The organism is Streptomyces sp. NPDC051664, from assembly GCF_044453545.1.
Taxonomy (GTDB): domain Bacteria; phylum Actinomycetota; class Actinomycetes; order Streptomycetales; family Streptomycetaceae; genus Streptomyces.
In genome coordinates this window covers 98,477-121,047 of sequence record NZ_JBITCU010000004.1, presented here as the reverse complement: position 1 = coordinate 121,047, position 22,571 = coordinate 98,477, and the positions used below count along the sequence as shown (strand labels likewise).

Sequence of the window (22,571 nt, the reverse complement as noted above, 5' to 3'; positions counted from 1 at the left end):
GCTCACAGGTTGCTCCTCACGTTCGAAGCGGGCTCGCCGCACGACCTGCGTACGACGAGACGGGCGGAAAGGGTCACGGACTGCGGGGGCCGGCCCTCGATGACGTCGACCAGCGCCCGTACGGCTGCTCGGCCGAGGTCTCCGGTCGGCTGGGCGATCGCCGTGATCGGCGGATCGGTATGGACGAACCACGGGATGTCGTCGAACGCGGCAAGCGCGATGTCCTGCGGAACCCGCAGCCCGCGCGCACGGATCGCGTCCAGTGCGCCGAGGGCCATCAGGTTGTCGGCGGCGAAGACCGCGTCGGGCGGCTCGGGCAGGGCCAGGAACCGCTCGGTGGCACGGCGTCCGCTGTCCGCCTGGAAGTCGCCCTGACCGATGTAGGCGTCGGGCAGCGGAAGCCCGTGTTCACCCAAGGCGTCGCGGAAGGCCTCGACGCGCTCGCTGCCGGTGGTGGTGGCAGCCGGGCCGGCGATGATCGCCAGCCGGCGGTGGCCGAGCCGGTACAGATGGGCGACGAGGTCCCGCACGGCGGGACATCCGTCGGCGCGGACGACCGGCACGTCCACCCCAGGAATCCAGCGGTCCACGAAGACCATGGGGGTGCCGCCACGTGCGGCGTCGAGTATCTGCGGGGAGCCGCCGTCCGTGGGCGAGACGAGGAGCCCGTCGATCCGGCGGTCGAGGAGCGTACGGATGTGGTGGTCCTGCAGCTCGGGCCGCTCGTCGGCGTTTCCGATGATGACGCTGTACCCGAGGGCGCGCGCCGCTTCCTCGACGGAGCGGGCCAGCGCGGTGAAGTACGGGTTGAGTACGTCGCTGATGATCAACCCGAGGGTGCGCGTCTGGTCGGTGCGCAGCGACCGGGCAACGGCATTGGGCCGGTAGCCGAGCGCGTCGACAGCGGCGAGGACGCGGGCCCTCGCGTCGGGGCTGACGGACGGATGGCTGTTGAGGACGCGCGACACCGTGGCGACGGACACGCCCGCCTCGGCTGCGACATCTTTGATGCTCGCCACTGCCGGACCACCTCCTTGTGGTTTCCGTGAGCATCGGATCCAGAGGGCGCGGTCGGCGCCGCACCTCGTGGAAACGATTACACGAACGATTGGAAACGATTACATGCCTCAGAAGCAAGACCCTACCGGCACAGCGAGACGCAACCGTAATGAAGCGGCGCTCATATGAGCGCAACCCTCAGGGCTCGCAGTTGTTGCCGTGCAACCTCCACGCAACGTCGTGCGGGGTTACCTGGAGCCACCGCATCGGTATCGGACAGTGAAAGGCCGACACGTGACCCCCTCGGACGCACCGCTCGTGGAGCTCACCCCCGCAGCCGCCGATCTGGTGCGGCGGCTGCGCGAGGCCCACGGGCCGCTGATGTTCCACCAGTCCGGCGGCTGCTGCGACGGCAGTGCGCCCATGTGCTACCAGGACGGCGAGTTCCGTACCGGCAACTCCGACGTGCTGCTCGCCTCACTCACCGTCGACGGGGTCGCGGAGCGCGTCCCCTTCTGGATGTCGAAGAGCCAGTTCGAGGTGTGGGCGCACACCCGGCTGATCGTCGATGTGGTGGCGGGGCGCGGCAGCGGGTTCTCGCTGGAGGCACCGGAGGGGGTCCGGTTCCTGATCCGGTCGCGCCTCGTCGGCGCCTGATCCGCGCAAGCCGCGCCCCCGACGCTGTCCGTACCGCGTGTCGCGCACCGCCACGATGCCGTCGAACACGCCGACGCAGGCTGCGCCATCGCGACCGATGGTGATCGGCGCCGAGTTGTTCTTGTACAAGGGGCCCGTGCCCGTCAGCCTGCGCCGGCGGCTTCGCCGGTGCTGAAGTCGACCGCGGCGGGGTGCCAGGTGTCGCCGTCGCCGAAGAGGTCGGCTTGCGTGCGGGGTCGCACCGCCGCCAGGCGCCGGAGCGACCCCCTTGAAGTGTCCACGGAAGTGCCCTGTGTCTCATGACTGGTTCACTGCGCCACAACGAGTCCGATCAGGGCTTGAGGCTGCTGACGACGTCGGCCGTGGCCGTCAGTCCCTCCTGAATGCTCGGCGCCATGCTCGTCCCCGCCAGGAAGAATCCGAGCAGCGCACAGACGATCGCATGCGAGAGCTTCAGCCCGCCGTTGCGGAGGAAGATCACCGCAAGGACCAGCAGTAAAAACACCAGTGAGATCGAAATGGCCATGGCCAACCTCCTCCGCCGCGCCGGAATGCGGCATTCGGCCGCCAGTGTGGCGTAACGAGGGGGCCATCCGGCGGACTGGCGTGTCCGCCATCCGGGTGTTGACTGACTGTCACCGCCGCAGGCCGTACGACCCCTCAGACGCCGTCCCGGGTACCCAGTTCTTCGCACGGAGGAAGAACTCGAGCCCGGCCAGGTCGTCCGTGTTGAGATGGTCGACCCCGGCGGCCAGCAGTTCGGTCCAGACGGCGTCGCGCTCGGGCCCCGCGACGTCGGGTGTCGCCCAGAAGCGGACGCGCTGGCCGCCGCGGTGGGCAGCGCCGACGAGGGCGCGGAGCCTGTCCCGTTCGGCGGCGGGGAACGGGCCCGTGCCCAGCCAGCCGAAGCTCTCGGTCCAGTTGCTGCTGATGAGCGGGATGAATGAGGCCGTGGCCGCGGTGCCGAGGTCGTCGAGCCTGCCGTCGTAGAAAGCGAGGCGCGTGCGCTGCGCCTCCATCGGGACCCGGGCGGCCCGGTCGCCGGAGATGACGGGGGTGACTGCGCCTGCGCGTACCCGGCCGTCGTGGCACGAGGTCAGCATCCGGCGGTACCGCCGCAGTTGCCGGTCGAGCTCCAGGTAGGCGGCGGCGCCATCCGTCTTGATGTCGATGAGCAGCTGCACGGGTTCGCGGTAGCCGGCGTACACCGTGCCGTGGTTGGCACCGACCCTGGCCAGCAAGGGGTCGAGGTAGAGCGACGCAAGGGTGCGGGTGGGGTCGAGGTCGGTGGCTTCGTGGGCGACGAGCAACTCCCCGTCCACGAGGAAGATGTCCGCCTCGACGCTGGTGAACCCGTGGGAGAGGGCGTCGTGGAGTGGGTGCGTGTGGAGGTAGTCGTTGTGCGCGTGGGCCTGTCGCAGCGGGCGTAGGGGCGGACGGTGCCGCGCGGCGACGGGCGCGGCGGCCGCGGCCGGCTGAAGGGGGACGGCTGCTCCTGCGGCCAGGGCGGCAAGGGCGGTGGTGACGACGCGTCGGCGGTTCGGGAACACCATGGATTCTCCCGGGAACGAGGTGCGGACCGGACGGGCGGACGCGACCGAGTATGGGTCCGGAGCGACACTGCTGGGCAGGTACCTGCCAAGAGTTGCCGTGGTCGTCGACCGTCTGTCGACTGCCGTTCCCCGGGCGCACGGGCTCGCGGGTGGAGCGGGGCGTGTCCGGTCTGCATGGTCCTGTCCGGTCGGGCGCGCACTCTGCACCGCCCGGCCACCCGCCCGGAACGACGAAGGGGCAGGGATCCATGACACGTGTCCCTGCCCCACATCCCGCCGGCCTGGCCGCAGTTCCGCTACGGCGCGGGCAGTTCCATCAGTTCGGCGATCGCCTCGCGGTGGCTTCCGGCCGTGCCGTACGCGATCGCGTCGGCCTTGGCCCGCTTCAGATACAGGTGCGCGGGGTGCTCCCACGTCATACCGATGCCACCGTGCAGCTGGACGCACTCCTCCGCGGCGTGGACCGCGACCTTGGAGCAGTACGCCTGTGCCACGGCCACCGCGAGCGGCGTGTCGGGGCTGCCGGTCGCGAGGGCGTCCGCGGCGTTTCGCGCGGCGGCGCGGGCCGAGACGACCTCCAGCCAGAGCTGCGCCATCCGGTGCTTGAGCGCCTGGAACGACCCGATGGGCCGGTTGAACTGATGCCGCTCGCGGGTGTACCTGACCGTCTCGGTCAGGCACCACTCGGCGAGGCCGAGCTGCTCGGAGGCGAGCAGTCCGGCACCGGCGAGAAGCCCGCGGCGTACGGCGGAGCGTGCCGCTTCCGTGCCGGCGAGGCGGGTACCGGTGGCGGCTGTGAGGGTGATGGTGGCGAGCGGGCGCGTCTGGTCGAGCGCGACGAGCGGCTCGACGGTGACGCCGGGCGCATCCGCCTCGACCGCGTACAGGCCGTCGGTGGTCGGCACGAGCAGTACATCGGCTGCCGCCGCGTCGGCGACGGCGGTGACGGTGCCGTCCAGGGTGCCGGTCACCGCCTCGGCTGCAGAGCTGTTCTCCGGCGCCGTGGGGAACGGCACGGCGAGGACCGCGACCTTGCGTCCTGCGGCCAGATCGCCGATGAGTCCGCCGACCGGACCGTCCTCGCTCCCCAGGGCGAGGAGCGTCTCGGTCGCGACGACCGCGCTGGTCAGATAGGGGGCGGGGGCAACGCTGCGGCCCAGTTCCTCCAGGACGACCGCAGCCTCGCGATGGCCGGCGCCCTGGCCGCCGAGTTTCTCCGGCACGAGCAGCCCGGCGGCGCCGATGTCGGCACCGAGAGCCTTCCACAGCTGCGGGTCGTACGGCGTGTCGGACTCGATGCGGGCGATCACCGTCGGCGCGTCGGACCGGTCGGCGAGCAACGACCGTACGGCGGCCCGCAGGTCGTCCTCGGCCTCCGAGTACAGCAGATCGGGCGCCACGGTCTCTTCGGTCTGTGCTGTCATCGGGACAGGTCCTTCCAGGCGACGTCCTTGTCGTTGCGCGGCTCGGCGGGCAGCCCGAGGACGCGCTCGGCGACGATGTTCAGCAGAACCTCGCTCGTGCCGCCCTCGATCGAGTTGCCCTTGGACCGCAGATAGCGGTAGCCCGCATCGCGTCCGGTGAAGTCGACCAGGTCCGGCCGGCGCATCGTCCAGTCGCTGTACAACAGGCCGTCCTCGCCGAGGAGTTCGACCTCCAGTCCGCTGATCTCCTGGTTGAGGCGGGCGAAGGCGAGTTTCATGCCGGAGCCTTCGGGGCCCGGCTGCCCGGCGACGAGCTGCTGGCGCAGCCGTTCACCGGCGAGCCTGGCGACCTCGGCCTCGACCCAGAGGGTGAGCAGCCGCTGGTGGAGATCGTGGGTGCGCAGTTCGGGACGTTCGCGCCAGGTCCGGGCAACCGGGCCGATCATGCCGCCCTCGCGCGGGATCCGGGATCCGCCGATCGAGACGCGCTCGTTCATCAGGGTGGTCTGGGCGACCTTCCAGCCGGCGCCGACCGGGCCGAGCCGTCGGCTGTCGGGGATGCGTACGCCGGTGAGGAAGACCTCGTTGAACTCGGCCTCGCCGGTGATCTGACGCAGCGGCCGTACCTCGACACCCGGGTCGGTCATGTCGCAGATGAAGTAGCTGATGCCGCGGTGCTTGGGCAGGTCCGGGTCGGTGCGGGCGATGAGGATCGCCCAGCGGGCCACATGGGCGCTGGACGTCCAGACCTTCTGGCCGTCGACGATCCAGTCCCCGTCGGCCCCTTCGCGCACGGCGCGGGTGCCCAGCGCGGCCAGGTCGGACCCGGCGCCCGGCTCGCTGAAGAGCTGGCACCACACCTCCTCGCCGACCCACAGGGGGCGCAGGAAGCGCCGCTTCTGCTCATCGGTGCCGAAGCCGAGGATGGTGGGAGCGGCCATGCCGAGGCCGATACCGATGCGTCGCGGGTCGTTGTCGGGGGCGCCCGCTGCGGCGAGTTCGGCGTCGACGACCGGCTGCAGGGAGCGCGGTGCGTCGAGTCCGCCGAGCCCGGCCGGATAGTGCACCCAGGCGAGGCCGGCGTCGAAACGGGCCCGCAGGAAGTCCGTGCGCTCGGTGGTGGCCAGGGGGTGTGCGGCGAGCAGCTCCCGGGTGCGGCGGCGGAGTTCTTTCGCGTCGACGGCCGTCATCGGGCGGCTCCCGCCGGAAGGACGACGATACGGCCGGTGCTCGTGCCCTCGGCGACACGCTGGACCGCGTCCGCCGCGCCGTCCATCGCGACACGCTCGCTGATCAGCGGCTTGATGACACCGCGCGCCGCGAGCGCGGTGAGCTCCTGGTGGCAGGCGCGGACCGCGGCCGGGTCCTTGGTGTTGTACAGACCCCAGTGGAGCCCGACGATCGAATAGTTCTTGACCAGTGCGTGGTTGAGCGCCGGGGTGGGGATGACGCCGCTCGCGAAGCCGACGACGATCACCCGGCCCTCGAAGGCGATGCACTTCACCGACTTGGCGTACGCGTCGCCGCCGACCGGGTCGTACACGACATCGGCACCGCGCCCACCGGTGGCTTCCTTGACCGCCGCGACAATGTCCTCGGTGCGGCGGTCGATGACCAGGTCGCAGCCGAGGTCATGGGCGATCTTCGCCTTCTCGGGGCCTCCGACGACACCGATGACCTTGGCCCCGGCGGCCTTGCCGAGCTGGACGGCCGCGCTGCCGACACCGCCCGCCGCGGCGTGCACGAGGAGGGTCTCGCCCGCCTGGAGGCGCGCCCTGCGGTGCAGTCCGAACCAGCCCGTCTGGTAGCCGATGTGCAGAGCAGCCGCTTCGGCGTCGTCCAGGGTGTCCGGGGCGGGCAGAAGAGCCGCCTCGTCCGCGACGACGTACTCGGCGAAGCCGCCGTTCGGCAGGGCGGGGGTGGCGAGGACCCGGCGCCCGTCCTGCGTCTCGCCGCAGATCTCGACCCCCGGGGTGAACGGCAGGGGCGGCCGCACCTGGTACTGGCCGCGGCAGAGCAGCGCGTCCGGGAAGTTGATGTTCGCCGCGAGCACCTTGAGGAGCACCTGTCCGTTGCCGGGCGTGGGCCGGTCCGTCTCCTCGAGCCGCATCACCTCGCTCGGCTCGCCGTTCCGGTGCACTCGCCATGCCTGCATGAGGGGCCTCCACAACACTGTCGGCATTACCACTGCTCCGCCGCATACTAAGCGGTCGCTTGCCCACCTGGGAACAGCCTGCCCGGACCGATTCGGCCGGGCCGGGACATGACTGCGCGCCCGGCACGCACCGAGAGAGATCCGGGGATGCCGGGCGCGCGGCCGGAGCGGAGCCGGCCGGTGTCGAGGGCCGCTCCGACGGCCCCTACCGGTTCAGCCGGCCACCAGCTCGGCGACCTGCGGCGCCGCAGACCCGGCGCGCCAGGCCAGACGTACCGCATCAGCTGTGCGACCGGTCGTGTTCACCCTGGTGTACGGACCGTCGAGCTCACCGACGGTGTGCCAGGTTCCGTCGGCGCCCCGCAGCTGGATGTCGGCGAGGGCGTCCAACCCGGCCGGCTGCAGCACGGTGACGGACCCCACGGAGCGCGCGGAGCCGAGCCCCAGCTCCAGCGCCTCACCGGCCTCGGGCGCGCGCGCCGCCCGGTAGACGGTGCCCGGGTCACCGTCGGCCGCCGAGCGCAGAGCGGATCCGGTGGCGGCGGGCGGTCCGCCGGCCACCGCACCGTCCTTCAGCTCGGTGGCGAACTCACGCACGACAAGCCAGTTCGTCTGGCCCGCGGTCGCCCGTGCCCGCACATAGCGGGCCTTCGTACCGGCGGGGGCGGTCGCGGTGACGTCCGGCTTTCCGGAGAACGCGGTGAGCTGCTGCCAGCTCTGGCCGTCGACGGAGTACTCCAGCACGCCGTCGTGGAGGTAGTCGCCGACGCTGCCGGGCTTGGCCATGGCAAGGGTGATGCCGCCGATCTCCCGTGCCCGGCCCAGGTCGACGGTGAGCTGATCACCGGCGGCGGGGGCCGCGTCGCTCCAGAAGTACGTCGAGTCGTCGCCGTCGAGCACCCGGGCGACGGTGTTGGTCTGGTACGTACCGAGGCTGGTCGATGCCGTGGGCCTGCCGCTCACACCGATGATCCGGTCATGCTCGGCATTCGCCTTGTCGACGAATCCGTCCAGCACCCCGTTGCCGACGACGACCGGCACCTTGCGGCCGTCAAGGCCCGTGTAGGTGAAGGACTTCGCCTCGGCGACGAGTGCGGGCAGTTGCTGGCGGAGCTCCCAGGCCTGCGCGCCCTTTCCGCCGCGCGCCGCCTCGACCATGCGCAGGGCGGTGCGGGTCGCGGTTGCCCAGGCCTCGGTGGCGTCCAGCCAGGGTCCGGAGTCGTCGATGAACCCACGGTCCGGGAGGCTGCTGCGCAGACGGTCCGGGGCGTTGCCCAGGTCACGGAGCACCGAGGTGAGCCGCGCCGCGTCGCCGGACTTCCAGTAGCGATCGAACTCGGCTGCCAGGTCGGGTGCTTCCTGCTTGTTCAGGGCCGAGCTGTAGTTGATGTCGGCGAAGGCCCGCAGCGCCTTCTCGGTGCGGGCATCGCCGCCCGCGTACTCCTTGAGCCCCTGCAGCCACGAGGTCCGCTCGTCGTACGCGGCGTCGTTCCAGGAGTAGTCCGCGACGGTGTGGAGCGAGAGCTTGGAGGCGTACGGCTGGATCATCGGGTTGGCGGTGATCCCGGCCAGCTCCTCCGGCAGCCCCTTCTCGCGGCCGTTGAACGGGCCGAGCAGCAGCCGGTCGGTGACGTAGTCGTTGACCGGGTAGTTGTCCCAGGTCAGGATCGGGTGGTTGAAGACCGTGCGGGCGGCCTTGGCCTGGGCGACGGTCATCGTCGGCGCGATGACGCCGACACCCGTCCACTCGACGAGGACATCGGGGTCGAGCTGCTCGGCGAGCGCCGTCTTGTAGGGCGAGGCCGAGACGTTGTAGTACTCGGTGGGCACCATCTGGAGCGGCTGGGCGCCCGGGTGAGTGGCGATGAACTCCTTGTTCACCTTGTTCAGGAGGTACGCCTGCGCGGCGCCCGCCGCACCGCCGCCGGTCCCCCACTTCTCCTTGTCCGCCGCGCAGTTCCAGTCGGTGTAGCTGATGTCGTCGAGCGGGACGGCGAAGGTGCGTACACCGATGTCCCAGATCGTCTGGAACTTGTCGACGAGCGCCTTGGCATCGGCGTCGGAGCTGTAGCAGACGGAAAGTCCGGGCGAGAGGGCGTAGGTGAACTCGACGTGCCGCTGCACGGCACGGTCGGCGAGTTCCTTGATCTGCGCCAGCTGATCGGCGGGGTACCGGTCGCGCCACTTCGCGCGGAGATACGCGTCGTCCTTCGGCGAGTACACGTAGATGTTCATCTTGTGCTCGCCGTAGTAGTCGAGTTGGTCGAGGCGCGCCGCATGGGACCAAGGCGTGCCGTAGAAACCCTCGATGACGCCGCGCAGCGCGGTGCCCGGCCAGTCGCGCACGGCAAGCCCGTCGACCTTGGCGCCGGGGTGGTTCTGCCGCGGCAGGATCTGACGGAGGGTCTGGGCGGCGTAGTACGTGCCGGTGGTGTCCTTGCCCGCGAGGACGATGCGGTCGGCGCCGATGCCCAGGACGTATCCGTCGGCGGGCAGCGCGTCGGGTCCTTCGATGTGCTGGGCCGCGAGGGCGGCGGAGACACCGATGTGAACGGTGAGTCCACCTCTGCCGGGGCTGTCGCTCCGTACGATCCGCTGCGCACCGGCGCGGCGCAACGCGGCTTCGACGGCCTTCACCGAGGGTTCGTCGGAGGTGTCGCCCGTCACGAGGGTGACGGTGGGGCTGATCGTGATCCGGTCGGACCGGGTCTTGACCGATTGCGGGGTCGGGGTGATGGCCGGAGTACGTTGGCCGGTCGCGGCATTCCTCAGGGCGTCCGTCCGGCCGCTGTCGGCGGCCCGGGCGGCTGGCGCGGCGGTCAGCAGGCCGCCGACGAGCAGACTCGCGGCCGCGGCAAGCGCGGTGAGACGGGGTGGGCGAGGCGTCACAGGTCCTCCATGGGTCACTCAAGTCACCAGAGTCGCGCAACACAACGAGACCGAATTCAACATCGTGGCGCCGACATGTCAATGGTCTGGACAACATCAATGCCTGGACCTGGGGTTTTGTCTTCGCAAGCGGGGTAGCGAGACGCACGTAGCCCGACGGGTCGTGGGCCGCGGGCCAGAGACGCGGGAGGAGCCGGCGGAGCTCACGGCGGGTACAGTGACGCCCCCGGGCGGCGGCATCCGGGCGGGGGCAGATCACGGAGCTGTTCGACACGGCAGAGGCGGTACGAGGTCCACCGGACGTGCTGACCAACAACGCGTCGGCCAACTACCGCTCTCCCGCAGCGGAGTTGTAGCCGATCGCTCGGCGGGCGCCGGACCACGTGTGTGGCCGGCTCACGACGCGCGCCAGCCGCTCCACCGCAGGACCGAGACTTCGACCACCGGTCCGTCAGGAGGGTGCTCGGCGTACTGCTGGTATTTCGCCCTGAGCAGGCCGATGCAGCGGGCGGCCTCGGAGGAGCGGTCGGGTGACGGGAGCACCCGGGCCCCGCCATCGGCCCGCACCCACCACAGTCGGTCCCAGTCCTCCTCGTAGTGGTCGGTGAGCAGACAGACCGAAGGGTGGGCGGCGATGTTGGCCAGGCGTTTCAGCCGCGTCGTCCGCTTCGGTTTGTGGTCCACGGCCAGGATCACCGTGTCGCCGTCGAGGGCGAACACCACCGGCACCAGGTGCGGGCGGGAGGCCGTGTCGATCGTCGCCAGGTGGGCGATGCGCGCCGCGGCGAACCTCTCCCGGGCCTCAGCGCTCGTCAGAGCGGGCATCGCACCCCTTACGACAGTTGCGGCAGTCACGGCGGACAGCCGGGGATTTCCGGATCGGTCCCGCGCCCCGAGGCGCAGCCGTCTCCGGCGTCTCAGCGGTACCCGGCAGCCACATCGGCCAGTCGGTCGAGGTACTCCAGCGTCTCCCGTTCGGGCATCGTCGGCACGTAGAACAGCAGCCGTTCGACGCCCAGACCGATGTAGCCCTCGATCTGACCGGGGTCGTCGGGAGCCGCGTACACCGTCACCGGCACCTCTCGTTCGGCAAGTGCGCGCAGCCGCTCGATCCGTGGACCGAGCTCCTGCGGCGACGCACTGTTGGCCAGCCACGCGTCTCCGAGCTGCGCCACCCGCGGGAACGCACCCTCGCCGCCGCCGACGTAGATCGGCGGATGGGGCCGCTGTACGGGTTTGGGCCATGCGAAGACCGGATCGAAGTTCACGAACTCACCGTGGAACTCGGCTCTCTCCGAGGTCCACAGCTCTCGCATGGCGCGCAGCCGCTCGTCGGTGAGCCGGCCACGCGTCGAGGGATCCGTGCCGTGGTTCCGCATCTCCTCACGGTTCCAGCCGACACCGATACCGAAGATCACGCGGCCACCGGAGATCAGATCGAGCGAAGCGACTTCCTTCGCCGTGATGATCGGGTCCCGCTGCGGGATCAGGGCGATGCCGGTGCCCAGCAGCAGCCGCTCGGTCACCACGCCGATCGCGGTCAGGGCCACGAAGGGGTCCAGGGTGCGGTAGTAGATGTCCGGCAGTTCACCACCGCCCGGATAGGGCGTCTGACGGTCGGCAGGGATGTGGCTGTGCTCGGCGATGAACAACGAGTCGAAAGACCGTTCTTCGAGCGCGGCCCCGAGCGAGGTCGGGCCGATTCCCTGGTCGGTGATAAAGGTCGATACCCCGAATTTCACGGCGGCTCCGTCGAGGATTGAGGGGAAAGGACGGGTGGCACAGATCTGTTGACTACCCGCCCCCGGCGTTCCCGTTTCCATGACCACCCGGGAGAACCATCGCGTGGCGCCCATCTCGCTGGACCGGGCGGTGGCCGCCCCGTCCACGGCGACGGTCCGCGAGGCCCGGGACGGCAAGCGCCTGGCCACCAAGGTGTCCCCTGCCGCACTCCAGCGGATCTTCGGCTCATCGCTGCTCGCCGTCGCCCTCTTCATGCTGGTCGATACCGTGGTCCGGGCCACGCCACGCCGTGGCCGGCGGACCGGGATCCGTACTCAGGCGAGCGAGAGGAACAGCTTCTCCAGCCGGGCGCGCATCCGGTTCCGGTCGGCCGGTTCGGCGGTGTCGTCGGCCATGCAGTGTTGAAGGCCCGTCGCGATGATCGCGAAACCCGCCCGGTCGAGCGCGCGCGAAACGGCTGCCATTTGGGTGATGACGTCCTCGCAGTCCCGGCCTTCCTCGATCATCCTGATGATCGCGGCAAGCTGGCCCTGAGCGCGGCGAAGGCGATTGAGGACCGATTTCAGTTCGTCGGCCGCCATGTCGAGTTCCACACATCCTCCTCCGAATACCCCAAGGGGTATTCTAGCCTGTCCGGGGTACGCCCCGGCGACGAAAGGAAGCCCCCCTCGTGACCAGCCCCGCCTCTCTCTCCCCCACCCAGGCCGCAGCCCGGATCGCCGAATTCACCGTCATCGACGTGCGCGCCCCGGGCGAGTACGCCTCCGGGCACGTGCCGGGCGCGCTGAACATCCCGCTGGACCGTCTCGACGAGGCGCTGCCCGCCCTGAAGGCGGCGTCGGCCCGCGGCTCCCTGCTCGTGGTGTGTGCCTCCGGTGTCCGTTCCACCCGAGCCTGCGACGTTCTCTCCGCGGCGGACATCGACGCCGTCACGCTGTCCGGCGGCACGTCGGCATGGGAGGGCGAGGGCCACGGCCTGGACCGCCCCGCCGGAGCCCGGGCCACCTGGCCGATGGAGCGTCAGGTCCGGTTCGCCGCCGGTTCGCTCGTGGTGGCCGGTCTGCTCGCGGGCCGGCGCTTCCCGGCCGCACGCTGGCTGTCGGCGGGCATCGGCTCCGGTCTGGTCTTCTCCGCGGTGACCAACACCTGCGGGATGGCCGCCGTTCTCTCGAAGCTGCCGCACAACCGGGCCCCGCACTCGGCGGCGGACTTCCACACCACGCTGGACGCACTGCAGAACTGAAGCGGTAAGGAAGTGCCCGTACGGCGGGAGCCGGTCACGCCACCCGCGTGACCGGCTCCCGCCGTGAGCAAACAGGTCAGACGTCGTCCCGGACGAGGGCCAGCAGCCGGTCCAGCACCCGCGGTCCCCCGGCGCGCAGACCGTCGTGCTCGAACTCGTTCGTCACCCAGGTGCGCAGTCCGCGGATCGACGCGGCGGTGCGCAGCGCGTGCTCCGTGTCGACGTACATGTCGTCGTGGTAGACGGCCGCGGCGACCGGCACCTGATTGGCGGCGAGGCGCTCGGGGTCGTACAGCTCGGGCCAGTCGGTACGGGAGGCGAGCAGTTCGGCGGTCTCGCGCAGTGGGCGCAGCGCCGGGTCGACGTCGAAGTGCCAGGGGTGGATGGTCTCGCCGGTGAGGAGCACCGGGCCGTCGCCCGCCAGGGCGGTGGCGACGTCGAACTGGGGGAATTCGGCGCGGACCCGCTCGGCGGCCCAGCCGGTGGGCTGCTTGCCCTGGCCGTAGATCGCCTCGTGCATCAGGGCGTACAGAGGGTGGCCCGCGAACGAATTGGCGGTGCGCATGGCTTCCTGGAACGTGTCGGAGAGCTCGACGCCCAGCGGCGTGCGGACGAAGGCGTTCTCCAGCAGGTAGTGCAGCTGGTGGCTGCCGTTTCCGCTGCCGAGCATGATGCCCAGGGACTGGAACCCCTCGGGCGTGAGCCGGTGTCCGGCGCTCTCCGGGCGGTGCTCAGCAAGGTACGCGGCGATCTCGCGGACGCGCTCGACGTCCTGCGGGTAGCGGGCGTAGTGGGCGGCGACCTTGCGCTCGATCCGTGGGTACGCGGCGCGGTACACGTCGTCCGCGTGGGCATCGAGCGAGGGCAGCCCGCCGGTGATCAGGACAGCCTTGAGCCCCTCGGGGGCGGCCGACAGGTAGTGGACCGCACAGAAGCCGCCGAACGACTGGCCGAGCACGGTCCACGGGGCGCCGCCGGTCAGCTGCGGCCGGATCAGCTCGCAGTCGCGCACGATGTTGTCGGAGCGGAAGTGAGCGAGATAGTCGGCCTGCTCACGCGGGCCGCCACGCAGCGGCAGCGTCTGCCGGTTGGCGGGGGTGGAAAGACCGGTGCCGCGCTGGTCGAGGAGCAGCACGCGGAACTCCTCCACCGCCCGCCCCAGCCAGGCCTCCGTACCGACGAAACGGCGGGCCCCGAAGCCGGGTCCGCCCTCCAGATAGACCAGCCACGGCAGCTCTTCTTCGGCCTTGCCGCGGGCGACGGCTTCCCTGCCGAAGAGCTCGATCTGCTCACCGCCCGGATCGGTGTGATCGAGAGGAACCGTGAAATGACGGTCGGTGAGAACGACGCCGGGCTGCCGGTAACTGCTCAAGAGATGCTCCTGTATCAGATGTTTCACGGACAGTTCAGCACACGGCCGTGACTCGGACAGTCCCGGCCCGTGTGCGCCGCGCGCGGGGCGCTCCTAGCGTGCAGTCATGATCCGGTTCGAGCAGGTCAGCAAGGTCTATCCGGACGGGACGACCGCGGTCGACGGGCTGTCCTTCGAGGTGGGCGAGGGGGAACTCGTCACGCTGGTCGGACCGTCCGGCTGCGGCAAGACGACCACGATGATGATGGTCAACCGGCTGATCGAGCCGACTTCGGGCAGGATCCTGGTCGACGGCGATGACATCGCGGAGGTCGACCCGGTGAAGCTGCGCCGCCGGATCGGCTATGTCATCCAGCAGGTCGGGCTCTTCCCGCACCGGACAGTCCTCGACAACACGGCGACCGTCCCCTCATTGGTCGGCTGGAAGCGGGCGAGGGCGCGGGAGCGGGCGGCCGAGCTGCTGGCTCTGGTCGGACTGGACCCGAAGACGTACGGGTCCCGCTACCCCGCCCAGCTCTCCGGCGGCCAGCGCCAACGGGTGGGCGTCGCACGGGCGCTGGCCGCCGACCCGCCGGTTCTGCTGATGGACGAACCGTTCGGCGCGGTCGACCCTGTGGTGCGCGAGCGGCTGCAGGACGAGTTCCTGAGCCTGCAGGCGGCGGTCAGGAAGACGGTCCTGCTGGTGACCCATGACATCGAGGAGGCGGTCCGGATGGGCGACCGGATCGCCGTGTACGGGGAGGGGCGCATCGAGCAGTTCGACAGCCCGGCGGCCGTGCTCGGCAGGCCCGCGACTCCGTACGTGGCCCATTTCGTGGGCGCGGACCGGGGGCTGAAGCGGCTGTCGGTCACCACGATCGAGCCGGACGACCTGGAGGAACCGCCGGTCGCGCGGCTCGACGAACCCGCCCGGACGGCGGCGGCCAGGCTGAACGGTGCGGACGCCCGCTGGGCGGTCGTACTGAACGGCAAGGGCGAGCTGCACGGCTGGGTGTCGGCGGACGCGCTGCGGACCGCCGGGGAACACGGCACAGTCGGGGACCTGGCCCGCCGGATGGACGCGTGGGTACCGGTCGGCGCCCCGCTGAAGCAGGCATTCAGCGAGATGCTCCAGCAGGACGCCGGGTGGGTGGCGGTGCTGGATGGTGCGCGTTTCCTCGGCGTACTGACTCCGGCAAAGCTCCATGAGGCGCTGCGTCGGTCGGTGGACGCGGACGCGCGAGGAGTGGCACGCGACGAGGTGCGGTTCGACTCGGTCGCGGACGCGTAGGGAGCGCGCTGCGCGTCGCACGCCACGCGCCCGACAGGACTCGTCCTACCGCCCGCGCCAGTAGCTGCTGTCGTCCTTGGGGCGGCCAGCAGACCGGCGACGACCAGGTAGCGGCGCAGCGCCGAGCATTCCTCGTGCACCGTGAGCAGTGAGTCGTCGACCTCACGTTCGGTGTAGGTCCGGCCCCGCTCGAAGAGCGTCTCGACGAGTTGGACCAGCAACTGCTCGCGGCGGGCCGTCTTGCGGGGGATCACCGTCGGACGGCCGTACGGGAAGAGCGCCACGACCTGATGCGAACCGCTCGAATCGTTGTCAGGCGTCAGACGTTGTCAGGCGTCAGACGTTGTCAGGCGTCAGAGGGAGCGTCGCAGGCCTCCGGCCCGCGGGCAACGTGCCTTCGCCGCGCCCGCGGGCCGGATGGCGGACGGGGCCTGGCGACCCCGATCCGCCGGGCAGGCCCTAGACCGCTCGGGCCACCGCAATGGCCCCCTGGAGCCGCTCGCCCGCCTCGTAGACCATGTACGCCGCCCCGTCCTGCGTACCGAAACTCGGCGCGGCGCTGCGCCCGTTGTCCGGTGCGCCGGAGAGCGAGTCATGGAAGAGACCCAGGTGGTCGCGGCGGGAGAAGTCGTTGCCGACCTCGGTGATCAGGAGGTTGCCGCCGCTCTCCTTGTCGTTGTTGTAGACGACGTACGCGCTGCCGTTCCGGGTGAGAAGATGCGGGCCCCCGACATTCACGGCACCGACGTCGGCATGGCTGACCAGTGGTTTCTGGTCGAACGTCCAGTCACGGCCGTCGGCGGACCAGCCCCAGTGGATGTCACGGTGATTGGTGGTGTTGTTCAGCATGAACAGCATCACGTAGCGGGCGCCGCGCGAGGGCAGATCGTGCCGGAAGACCCGGGCGTATGACGTCTCCGTCGTCCCGGCCGGGAGCATCGCCGTGGTCAGCACCACCTTGTCGTACGTGAAGTGGATGCCGTCCTTCGAGCGGGCGAGGCGGGTCGTGGTGTTCTCGCCGTGGAAGTAGAGCCACATCTCCTGCGCGTCCTCGTTCCACAGGACGTGCGGCGACGAGACATGACTGACCTTGTAGTGCGGCTGCCAGTCGTTGGCCACGATCGGGTTGGCGGGGTACTCGGTGAAGGGGCCCTCGATGTCGTCGCCGTAGGCGAGGCAGATGCCACCGGGGGCGTCGTGCGGCGCGTAATAGAGGTAGTACCGGCCCAGCGGCGCCGGCACCCGGCCCGCCGCTCCCCTGATGCAGGGGAAGATGATCTCACCGGTGGGGTTGTACTTCAGCTGCGAGGGCTGCAGCAGCGTCTTGACGTACCGGTAGTCGGGGAAGCCGGCGGGCGCGGCGGCCGCGGTGCCGGTCGTGGTGGCGCCGACAGCGAGGACCGTACCGGCGGCCGCGGCCGAGCGCAGGAAGAGGCGGCGGCCCATCCGCGGCTCGCTCTCGGGGTGGATCTGCGGTTCGTTCATGGGTGAACTCCGTCCCAGGAGTGGTGAACGTGTCAGAGGTACGTGGCGGCGGTCACGCAGAAGCCGCCGAGGGCGACGACCCAGACGTACGGCAGCGTGCGGACCATCACCTGCTGGGGCGTGACGCCCGCGTACTGCGCGCTCCACACCGTCTGGGTACTCGTGGGGTCGGCGACGCCGAACACCTGGTTGTACGAGGTGGCGAGACCCAGCACCGCGGTGGCGGGGTAGATTCCCGCGGCGATCAGGACACCGGCGATGCCCGCGCCGAGGCCGAAGACGTTGAGCGGGCCGCGGTAGAGGCAGAGCGGTACGAGGACGGTGAAGACGAGCACGAACAGCACGGCGTTCTGCGGGCTGACCGCCTTGACGAGGGGTTCGAGCGCGTCGATCGCTCCGGGCAGTTTCACGGCTGCGAGCAGGATGCCGATGGCGATGAACAGGGCGATCGGTGCGGCGGCGACCTCGAAGCCTCCGTAGAGGGTGCGCAGCAGCCGCTTGTTCATCTCGCGCGGCCGGGTGGTGGTGACCAGGCAGTACAGCACGCCCGCGAGCAGCGACGGAATGATGGCTACTTCCAGACCGAGGGCCAGGACCAGGGGCACGACCGGGGTGAGCAGCGCGTACCAGGGGGCGTCACCGAGCCGGACGCGCCGGCCGGGGCGCGGCTTGGCGGCGAGGGACTTGGCGGACCAGGCGTGTTCGACGCCGCGGCGGCGGGACTCGATGAGGACGAAGAGGACCGCGGCTGCCAGTGCGAACGGGAACAGTTTGATCATGAAGCCTCGGACGGTGGGGACGGGCAGTTCGAGCGCGGTGGAGAAGAACTGCCAGATGGGGAGCTCGAACGGCATTCCTGCCGCGATACCCATGAGGATCGTGCCGGCTGCGGTGACCTTGGGGATGCCGACGGCGATCATCGCGGGGATGCCGATGATCCCGGCGAGCATCGCGGCGGGCGCGGAGCCCGTCACCGTACCGACGAGGGTGGAGACGGCGAGGACACCGAGGGCCACCACGACCGGGCGGTCACCGCCGAATTCGACGATCTTGCGGACGAGGGTGCCCGCAATGCCCGTCTCGTCCAGCAGCTTGCCGAGCCAGGAGCCGAGCAGGATGGCGATCATGGTGGCCGCGAGGGCCGGGGCGCCTTCCTGGAGGACGGTGTCCAGAACGCTGTTCTTGCCGGTGAGCGGGGCCCCCGCTACGAAGGCGATGACGAGGGCCAGGACGACGAGCGCGAAGGCCGTGGGGAGTTTCCGGGTGAGCATCGCGGCGACACCGGCCGCCATGACGAGGAGGATGACGACGCCCATGGCGTTACTTCTCTCTTCCGTGCGGGGCAAGGGTGGTGCGGTCGCCGGCTTCGGCGAGCGCGGCGGTCAGCAGCAGCGGGCTGCGGCCGAGTCCACAGGCGGTACGGGCGTAGGCGTGAGCGGCGATCTCCTCTGCCCCGGCGACATGGCCGTACAGTCGCCTGCGTCCGGCGCTCAGCAGGACATGGCCGAGCGCGCGTTTCAGCGCCGCCTTCGCCGGGCCGTGATGGAGCTGTTCATGGACGGCCTCGTGCGCGAGGGCTGCGGCGCGCACCGAGCCCGCCGGGTACCAATGGCGCCAGCCGCGCTCGTCGATCAGGGCTTCGGCACGGGCGAGCGTGTCGGTGTACAGCTCCACGGTCGCGGGGCGTGAGGTGTAGCGGGCGAGGAGGCCGTGCTCCAGTCCGCCGTCGCGTTCGACGATGCGGGCGCGGGACGGAACTGGGGTGAGCCGGGCGCCGAACTCCGTTGCCACGGTGGCCCAGTGGCGCAGCAGGTCACGGTCGCGGCCTTCGTGCGTGGGGGTTCCCGCCAGAAGTTGTACGCCGAACTCGATGTCGTCCGTGGCGGAGAGATCGATGAGCGCGCTCATGTGCGTACCTCCACGACCGCGACCACGGACTCGTCCGCCGAACGGGTACCGAGTTCGCTGCGGGCCAGGGCGAGCAGCGGCTGCGGGTCCAGGACGCCGGAGAGGTCGGCGATGCGGGAACCGAGCAGCAGCCGCAGGGCGGGGGCGCGGACACCGCCGTCGCCGTACGAGGTGGCGTCGGCGACGAGCCGGGCCAGGGTCTCGGGGGCGCTTCCCACGGTGGTGGTCTCCACCAGGGCGTCGAGGGCGTGCAGCCTGACGACGCCGTCGGCGTCGACGACCCGCACCGGGTGCCGGGCGGTGCGGAACCGGCGGCGGATCTCGGTGCCGTAGACCGTGTGGGCAGGGGTCCTGGCCAGGACGCTCACGGCCGACGGGTCGGCTTTCAGACTGGCCGCCGCGGCGTGCAGCCGTTCGTTCTCGTCGGCGCGGTGTGCGCGGTCCTGGGTGCGCAGTTCGGTGGCGCCGGTGGCCACCGCCCGTACGGTGCTGGTCTGCGGGTCCACGGTCACCTCGACCTCCACCCCGTCCGCCGCGGCGCCCTGTGCAACGACGGCTGCCTCGGCCTCGGCGCGGACGGCGAGGATCTGTTCCTGGCCGGCGCCCGGGATGATCCGCTCGATCTGCTCACGGACCAGGGCGAGGGCGACCCCGATGGGACTGATGACCTCGCTGTGCTGGGCGATCCGGCCCTCCTGTCCGGTGACCGAGGCGAGATGGGGGGTGACGGATGCAGCGCCTCCGCCTCCTCCGACCAGTACCGTGGTGTCCTTGTCGAGCCGGTAGTCGCGGATCATCGCGTCGGTCACGGCCCTGACCTGTTCGGCACCTTTGTCGAGCAGCTGGGCGGCTGCCGTCGCGACATCGGTGGAGAGTACGGCGGCCAGCGGGGCCAGGGCGGCACGGGCGACGTCCTGGTCGCAGCGGGCGAAGTCGCCCTCGGGTACCCGGCCCAGCGCGTTGGCCGCACAGGTCATCGTGATCGCGTACCTGCCACCGGCCGCGTCGATGACGGCGTAGTCGTCGGGGTCGCCCTCCATCGGCCGGACGGTGGTGATGCGCGCGTCGCGCAGTTCGTCGAGGGTGGCGAAGCAGGCGTACGGCAGCCCGGCGATGTGCGCGCTGCGCGGCCCGGCGCCGATCACCTTTCCGCCGCCGATCCGGACCATGGAGCCGCCGCCGACGCCCACGGTCCGCACATCGAGTGCGGAGAGGTACGACGCCTTCCCGAGGATGGTGGCGTGCCGGACGGCGACCTTGCCGCGGCGGACGACACTGATGTCGGTGGAGGTGCCCCCGGTCTCCAGGAACAGGCCCTCGCTGATCCGTTCCTGCATCAGCGCACCCGCCACCCCCGCGGCAGGCCCGGACAGTACGGTCAGCAGGGGGCGCCTGCGCATCTCGTCGAGCGACATCACACCGCCGTCGCAGCGCATCACCATCAGAGGTGCGCTCACCCCGGCCTTGGTGATGGAGGCGTCGACGAGGTCGGCGGTGGCGAGCATGCGGGGCAGGATGGCGGCATTGACCACGGCGGTACGGGTCCGTTTGGCGAGTCCGTACAGAGACGTGATCTCGTGCGCGGCCGTCATCGGGAGGCCGTGCGGGCGGGCCGTTTCGAGGACCGCCTGCTCCCCCTCCGGGCGGTCGACGCTGAACGGCTCGCTGGCGACAAGGACTTGGGCGCCGTCACGGGTGACCGCGTCGACGGCCCGCCGCACCTCGTCCGGGTCGTCGGGGTCGGCCACATGTGCGTAGGAGAGCGGGAGCCGCTTGCCCGGGGTGAGTTCGAGCCTGCCGAGCGAGGAGAGGCGGCGGGTGAGCGCACCGCCCGGCCCCGCTCCGATGCCGATCAGTCCGACGGTGGCGACATCGCCCTCCAGCAGGGCGTTGGTAGCCTGTGTCGTGCCGTGTGCCAGGAAGGCGACGTCCTCGGCGGCACGGCCGGTCTGCTCCAGCAGCCGGTCGAGCGCTTGGACGATGCCGTGGGCGACCCCGTCCTCGTGGTGGTGGCTGGTGGGTACCTTCACCTGCCCCAGCAGGTCGAGGGTCGTGGCGTCGACGGCCACGGCGTCGGTGAAGGTTCCGCCCACGTCGATACCGACGCGGATGCGGTGGGTGGTCATAGCTGGGCACCTCCTTGTGCGAGTGGGTTGATGCGTGGGCGGGCCGGGTGGGACAGGTGGAGCTGTCCCACCCGGCGTTTCACTGGTTCGGGTCCGGCGGGGCCGGCGGTCAGTAACCGCGTACGTCGGGCCAGTGGCGCTGGACCCCGTCGCGGTCGAGCAGCCGCGCGAACGCCTCGTACCGCTTGTCCTCGGCCTGGACCTGGTGCGGTTCGACGCCTTCGGCGAGACAGTGGGCGGCCAGGGCACCGGCGACCTCGCCGATGTTCCACTCCACCGGGTGGAGCCGGTAGCAGCCGTTCGTGATGTGGGTGGTGCCGATGTTCTTGCCGGCCGGCAGCAGATTGCGGACGCGGCGCGGCACGAGGGCGCCGAGCGGGATCTCGAACGGCACCGAGCCGATGTCGATGTAGTTGTCGCCTCCGGTGGAGGGGTGCAGATCGATGCGGTAGCTGCCGACTCCGACCGCGTCCCGGTGGCGTGTCCCGCCGTGCGGACCGACGAGGTCGATCGCCACGTCGTGCTCGGTGACGGTGGTGACGGCCTTGATCCGGCGGGACTCGCGTACGTACGGGGCCTTGGCGAGGCCGTCGTCGGTACCGGTGATGTCGGGGCGGATCCGCAGTCCGGGGAAGCCGGTGCCACCGTCCTGACGCGGAGCCTCGGTCTGCAGCCAGTACAGGAGCGAGAGCGACAACTGCCGCGCCTCGGAGACGGCTTGGGCCGACACCTCTTCACCGGAGCCGACGAGGGGCTTGAGCCAGTAGTCGTTCAGCGGCCAGTTGACGAGCGTGAGGTCGGAGTCGAAGGCGCCGGGGCGGTGCATCCCGCGGGCGAGGATGCGGCGGAAGCCCCACAGTTCCTTGTCGCCCGCGTCCGCGCTCTGGTCGGCGCTGACGGCGAGCGGGTCGATGTCCGGGTTGGGGACGAAGGTGCGCGGCACCGATTCCAGGGAGCGAGGGTCGGGCGCCTGGAAGCCGAGGAGCGGGCCGGGCCAGAAGTCGGGGCGGTAGGAGCGCCAGAACCCGTAGTCGGCAGGGCGGTCGATGGTGTGGTTCTCGCCCTCGTGGTGCGAGAGCGCGAAGCAGACGGTGATGCCCTGCTGGTTGAGCGGCTGAGCCTGTTCGGGAGCGTGCGGTTCGTCGAACTCGCTCTGCGCCTCGGCGCCGATGGCGTGCTCGACGCCGCCGAGTTCGAGGAGTTCGCCGGTCTCGGTGGCATCGATGACGTAGCGGGCGGTGACGGTGGTGCGGTCGCCGGTCCGGAGACTCTCCAGGGTCACCGCCCTGATGACATCGTTCTCCGCCTCCGCCGTCACGGCCCGGTGTTCGGTGAGCAACGTGAGCCGGCCCGCCGCCCGGTGCGGGGCGAGCATCGCCTCCAGCACGGTGAGCGCGATGCGTGGTTCATGGCAGAGCTTGCTGACCCGGCCGGCGCCCGGGTTGAGGTCGGTGAGGGCGAGGGCTTCGGAGCGCATCGGGTACCACTGACGGTAGTACGCCCGGATGCCTTCGCGCAGTCGGCGGTACGAGGCGGTGGTGCCGAACTGCTCCACCCATGGGTGCTCGTCCGGTGGGACGGCCTGGGAGGTGAGCTGGCCGCCGATCCAGTCTGTCTCCTCGGTGAGGACGACGGTGCGTCCGGCGCGGCAGGCGGCGAGTGCGGCGGCGACGCCGCCGAGTCCGGCGCCCACGATGAGGATGTCCGGTTCGGGTATCACAGGTCTCCTTGTGCAGTACGTACAGGT

20 protein-coding genes and 1 pseudogene are annotated in these 22,571 nt (G+C 70.7%); 3 read left to right on the top strand and 18 right to left on the bottom strand.

The genetic code is table 11. The features are described 5' to 3' along the window. Positions 1-2: 2 nt before the first annotated feature. Positions 3-1,019 carry a LacI family DNA-binding transcriptional regulator gene (locus tag ACIA8E_RS09590; RefSeq protein WP_399296232.1) on the bottom strand — a complete coding sequence of 339 codons (1,017 nt, stop codon included), beginning with the start codon at positions 1,017-1,019 and terminating at the stop codon, positions 3-5. A gap of 274 nt (positions 1,020-1,293) precedes the next feature. Here ACIA8E_RS09590 and ACIA8E_RS09585 point away from each other — a divergent pair, with 274 nt between their 5' ends. Further along, positions 1,294-1,656 (top strand): DUF779 domain-containing protein, encoded by a 363-nt coding sequence (locus ACIA8E_RS09585; RefSeq protein WP_313940666.1) that lies wholly within the window; start codon positions 1,294-1,296, stop codon positions 1,654-1,656. 143 nt (positions 1,657-1,799) lie between these two features. Here the strand turns inward: ACIA8E_RS09585 and ACIA8E_RS09580 are convergent, their stop codons facing one another. The 10 genes from ACIA8E_RS09580 to ACIA8E_RS09535 all read right to left on the bottom strand — a co-directional run bounded on the left by ACIA8E_RS09580 (position 1,800) and on the right by ACIA8E_RS09535 (position 12,013). Further along, on the bottom strand, positions 1,800-1,937 hold the full coding sequence (locus ACIA8E_RS09580) for a hypothetical protein (protein WP_399296833.1): 138 nt from the start codon (positions 1,935-1,937) through the stop codon (positions 1,800-1,802). A 50-nt stretch (positions 1,938-1,987) separates the two neighbouring features. Continuing rightward, a complete protein-coding gene (locus tag ACIA8E_RS09575; protein WP_399296230.1) occupies positions 1,988-2,182 on the bottom strand; it encodes a hypothetical protein in 195 nt (64 codons plus the stop codon). A gap of 109 nt (positions 2,183-2,291) precedes the next feature. Beyond that, a complete protein-coding gene (locus tag ACIA8E_RS09570) occupies positions 2,292-3,209 on the bottom strand; it encodes a phosphatidylinositol-specific phospholipase C/glycerophosphodiester phosphodiesterase family protein (RefSeq protein WP_399296228.1) in 918 nt (305 codons plus the stop codon). A 296-nt stretch (positions 3,210-3,505) separates the two neighbouring features. Continuing rightward, positions 3,506-4,633: an acyl-CoA dehydrogenase family protein gene (locus ACIA8E_RS09565; RefSeq protein ID WP_399296226.1), complete on the bottom strand. Its 1,128-nt coding sequence runs from the start codon at positions 4,631-4,633 to the stop codon at positions 3,506-3,508. Next, a complete protein-coding gene (locus tag ACIA8E_RS09560; protein ID WP_399296224.1) occupies positions 4,630-5,823 on the bottom strand; it encodes an acyl-CoA dehydrogenase family protein in 1,194 nt (397 codons plus the stop codon). Before ACIA8E_RS09560 ends, ACIA8E_RS09565 begins: the two co-directional genes overlap by 4 nt. After that, positions 5,820-6,788, bottom strand: a complete 969-nt coding sequence (locus tag ACIA8E_RS09555; protein ID WP_399296222.1) for an NADPH:quinone oxidoreductase family protein — start codon at positions 6,786-6,788, stop codon at positions 5,820-5,822. Before ACIA8E_RS09555 ends, ACIA8E_RS09560 begins: the two co-directional genes overlap by 4 nt. Positions 6,789-7,001: 213 nt before the next feature. Further along, complete coding sequence (locus tag ACIA8E_RS09550; protein WP_399296220.1) at positions 7,002-9,677, bottom strand: beta-N-acetylglucosaminidase domain-containing protein; 2,676 nt, start codon at positions 9,675-9,677, stop codon at positions 7,002-7,004. 396 nt (positions 9,678-10,073) lie between these two features. After that, positions 10,074-10,502, bottom strand: a complete 429-nt coding sequence (locus ACIA8E_RS09545; RefSeq protein ID WP_399296218.1) for a TIGR03668 family PPOX class F420-dependent oxidoreductase — start codon at positions 10,500-10,502, stop codon at positions 10,074-10,076. Between the two features lie 92 nt (positions 10,503-10,594). Then, on the bottom strand, positions 10,595-11,419 hold the full coding sequence (locus ACIA8E_RS09540) for an LLM class F420-dependent oxidoreductase (protein WP_399296216.1): 825 nt from the start codon (positions 11,417-11,419) through the stop codon (positions 10,595-10,597). Positions 11,420-11,734: 315 nt separating this feature from the next. Next, on the bottom strand, positions 11,735-12,013 hold the full coding sequence (locus ACIA8E_RS09535) for a metal-sensitive transcriptional regulator (protein WP_399296214.1): 279 nt from the start codon (positions 12,011-12,013) through the stop codon (positions 11,735-11,737). A gap of 77 nt (positions 12,014-12,090) precedes the next feature. Between ACIA8E_RS09535 and ACIA8E_RS09530 the strand changes: the two genes are divergently transcribed. Next, positions 12,091-12,663 (top strand): rhodanese-like domain-containing protein, encoded by a 573-nt coding sequence (locus tag ACIA8E_RS09530; protein ID WP_399296213.1) that lies wholly within the window; start codon positions 12,091-12,093, stop codon positions 12,661-12,663. Positions 12,664-12,739: 76 nt separating this feature from the next. Here the strand turns inward: ACIA8E_RS09530 and ACIA8E_RS09525 are convergent, their stop codons facing one another. Beyond that, a complete protein-coding gene (locus ACIA8E_RS09525) occupies positions 12,740-14,035 on the bottom strand; it encodes an alpha/beta fold hydrolase (protein ID WP_399296211.1) in 1,296 nt (431 codons plus the stop codon). A 106-nt stretch (positions 14,036-14,141) separates the two neighbouring features. Here ACIA8E_RS09525 and ACIA8E_RS09520 point away from each other — a divergent pair, with 106 nt between their 5' ends. Beyond that, positions 14,142-15,305, top strand: coding sequence for a betaine/proline/choline family ABC transporter ATP-binding protein (locus ACIA8E_RS09520; RefSeq protein ID WP_399296209.1), 1,164 nt, complete (start codon positions 14,142-14,144; stop codon positions 15,303-15,305). Positions 15,306-15,350: 45 nt separating this feature from the next. On the opposite strand, the pseudogene ACIA8E_RS09515 reads toward ACIA8E_RS09520, so the two are convergent. The 6 genes and pseudogenes from ACIA8E_RS09515 to ACIA8E_RS09490 form a co-directional block, all read right to left on the bottom strand. After that, positions 15,351-15,628 (bottom strand): annotated as a pseudogene (locus tag ACIA8E_RS09515) (DUF2087 domain-containing protein). 136 nt (positions 15,629-15,764) lie between these two features. After that, positions 15,765-16,790, bottom strand: coding sequence for a hypothetical protein (locus tag ACIA8E_RS09510; protein ID WP_399296207.1), 1,026 nt, complete (start codon positions 16,788-16,790; stop codon positions 15,765-15,767). A 32-nt stretch (positions 16,791-16,822) separates the two neighbouring features. Then, positions 16,823-18,106: a transporter gene (locus tag ACIA8E_RS09505; protein WP_399296205.1), complete on the bottom strand. Its 1,284-nt coding sequence runs from the start codon at positions 18,104-18,106 to the stop codon at positions 16,823-16,825. A gap of 4 nt (positions 18,107-18,110) precedes the next feature. Beyond that, positions 18,111-18,698, bottom strand: coding sequence for a hypothetical protein (locus tag ACIA8E_RS09500; protein WP_329158213.1), 588 nt, complete (start codon positions 18,696-18,698; stop codon positions 18,111-18,113). After that, a complete protein-coding gene (locus tag ACIA8E_RS09495) occupies positions 18,695-20,824 on the bottom strand; it encodes a hydantoinase/oxoprolinase family protein (protein WP_399296202.1) in 2,130 nt (709 codons plus the stop codon). The genes ACIA8E_RS09500 and ACIA8E_RS09495 overlap by 4 nt, the downstream gene beginning before the upstream one ends. 109 nt (positions 20,825-20,933) lie before the next feature. Continuing rightward, positions 20,934-22,544, bottom strand: a complete 1,611-nt coding sequence (locus tag ACIA8E_RS09490; protein WP_399296200.1) for an FAD-dependent oxidoreductase — start codon at positions 22,542-22,544, stop codon at positions 20,934-20,936. Between the last annotated feature and the right edge of the window lie 27 nt (positions 22,545-22,571).

Excerpts from the sequence above, each read along its gene's own strand:
- ACIA8E_RS09575 (WP_399296230.1), bottom strand. The coding sequence starts at position 2,182 with ATGGCCATTTCGATCTCACTGGTGTTTTTACTGCTGGTCCTTGCGGTG.
- ACIA8E_RS09545 (WP_399296218.1), bottom strand. The coding sequence starts at position 10,502 with ATGCCCGCTCTGACGAGCGCTGAGGCCCGGGAGAGGTTCGCCGCGGCG.
- ACIA8E_RS09560 (WP_399296224.1), bottom strand. The coding sequence starts at position 5,823 with ATGACGGCCGTCGACGCGAAAGAACTCCGCCGCCGCACCCGGGAGCTG.
- ACIA8E_RS09565 (WP_399296226.1), bottom strand. The coding sequence starts at position 4,633 with ATGACAGCACAGACCGAAGAGACCGTGGCGCCCGATCTGCTGTACTCG.
- ACIA8E_RS09495 (WP_399296202.1), bottom strand. The coding sequence starts at position 20,824 with ATGACCACCCACCGCATCCGCGTCGGTATCGACGTGGGCGGAACCTTC.
- ACIA8E_RS09500 (WP_329158213.1), bottom strand. The coding sequence starts at position 18,698 with ATGAGCGCGCTCATCGATCTCTCCGCCACGGACGACATCGAGTTCGGC.
- ACIA8E_RS09505 (WP_399296205.1), bottom strand. The coding sequence starts at position 18,106 with ATGGGCGTCGTCATCCTCCTCGTCATGGCGGCCGGTGTCGCCGCGATG.
- ACIA8E_RS09570 (WP_399296228.1), bottom strand. The coding sequence starts at position 3,209 with ATGGTGTTCCCGAACCGCCGACGCGTCGTCACCACCGCCCTTGCCGCC.
- ACIA8E_RS09520 (WP_399296209.1), top strand. The coding sequence starts at position 14,142 with ATGATCCGGTTCGAGCAGGTCAGCAAGGTCTATCCGGACGGGACGACC.
- ACIA8E_RS09555 (WP_399296222.1), bottom strand. The coding sequence starts at position 6,788 with ATGCAGGCATGGCGAGTGCACCGGAACGGCGAGCCGAGCGAGGTGATG.
- ACIA8E_RS09510 (WP_399296207.1), bottom strand. The coding sequence starts at position 16,790 with ATGAACGAACCGCAGATCCACCCCGAGAGCGAGCCGCGGATGGGCCGC.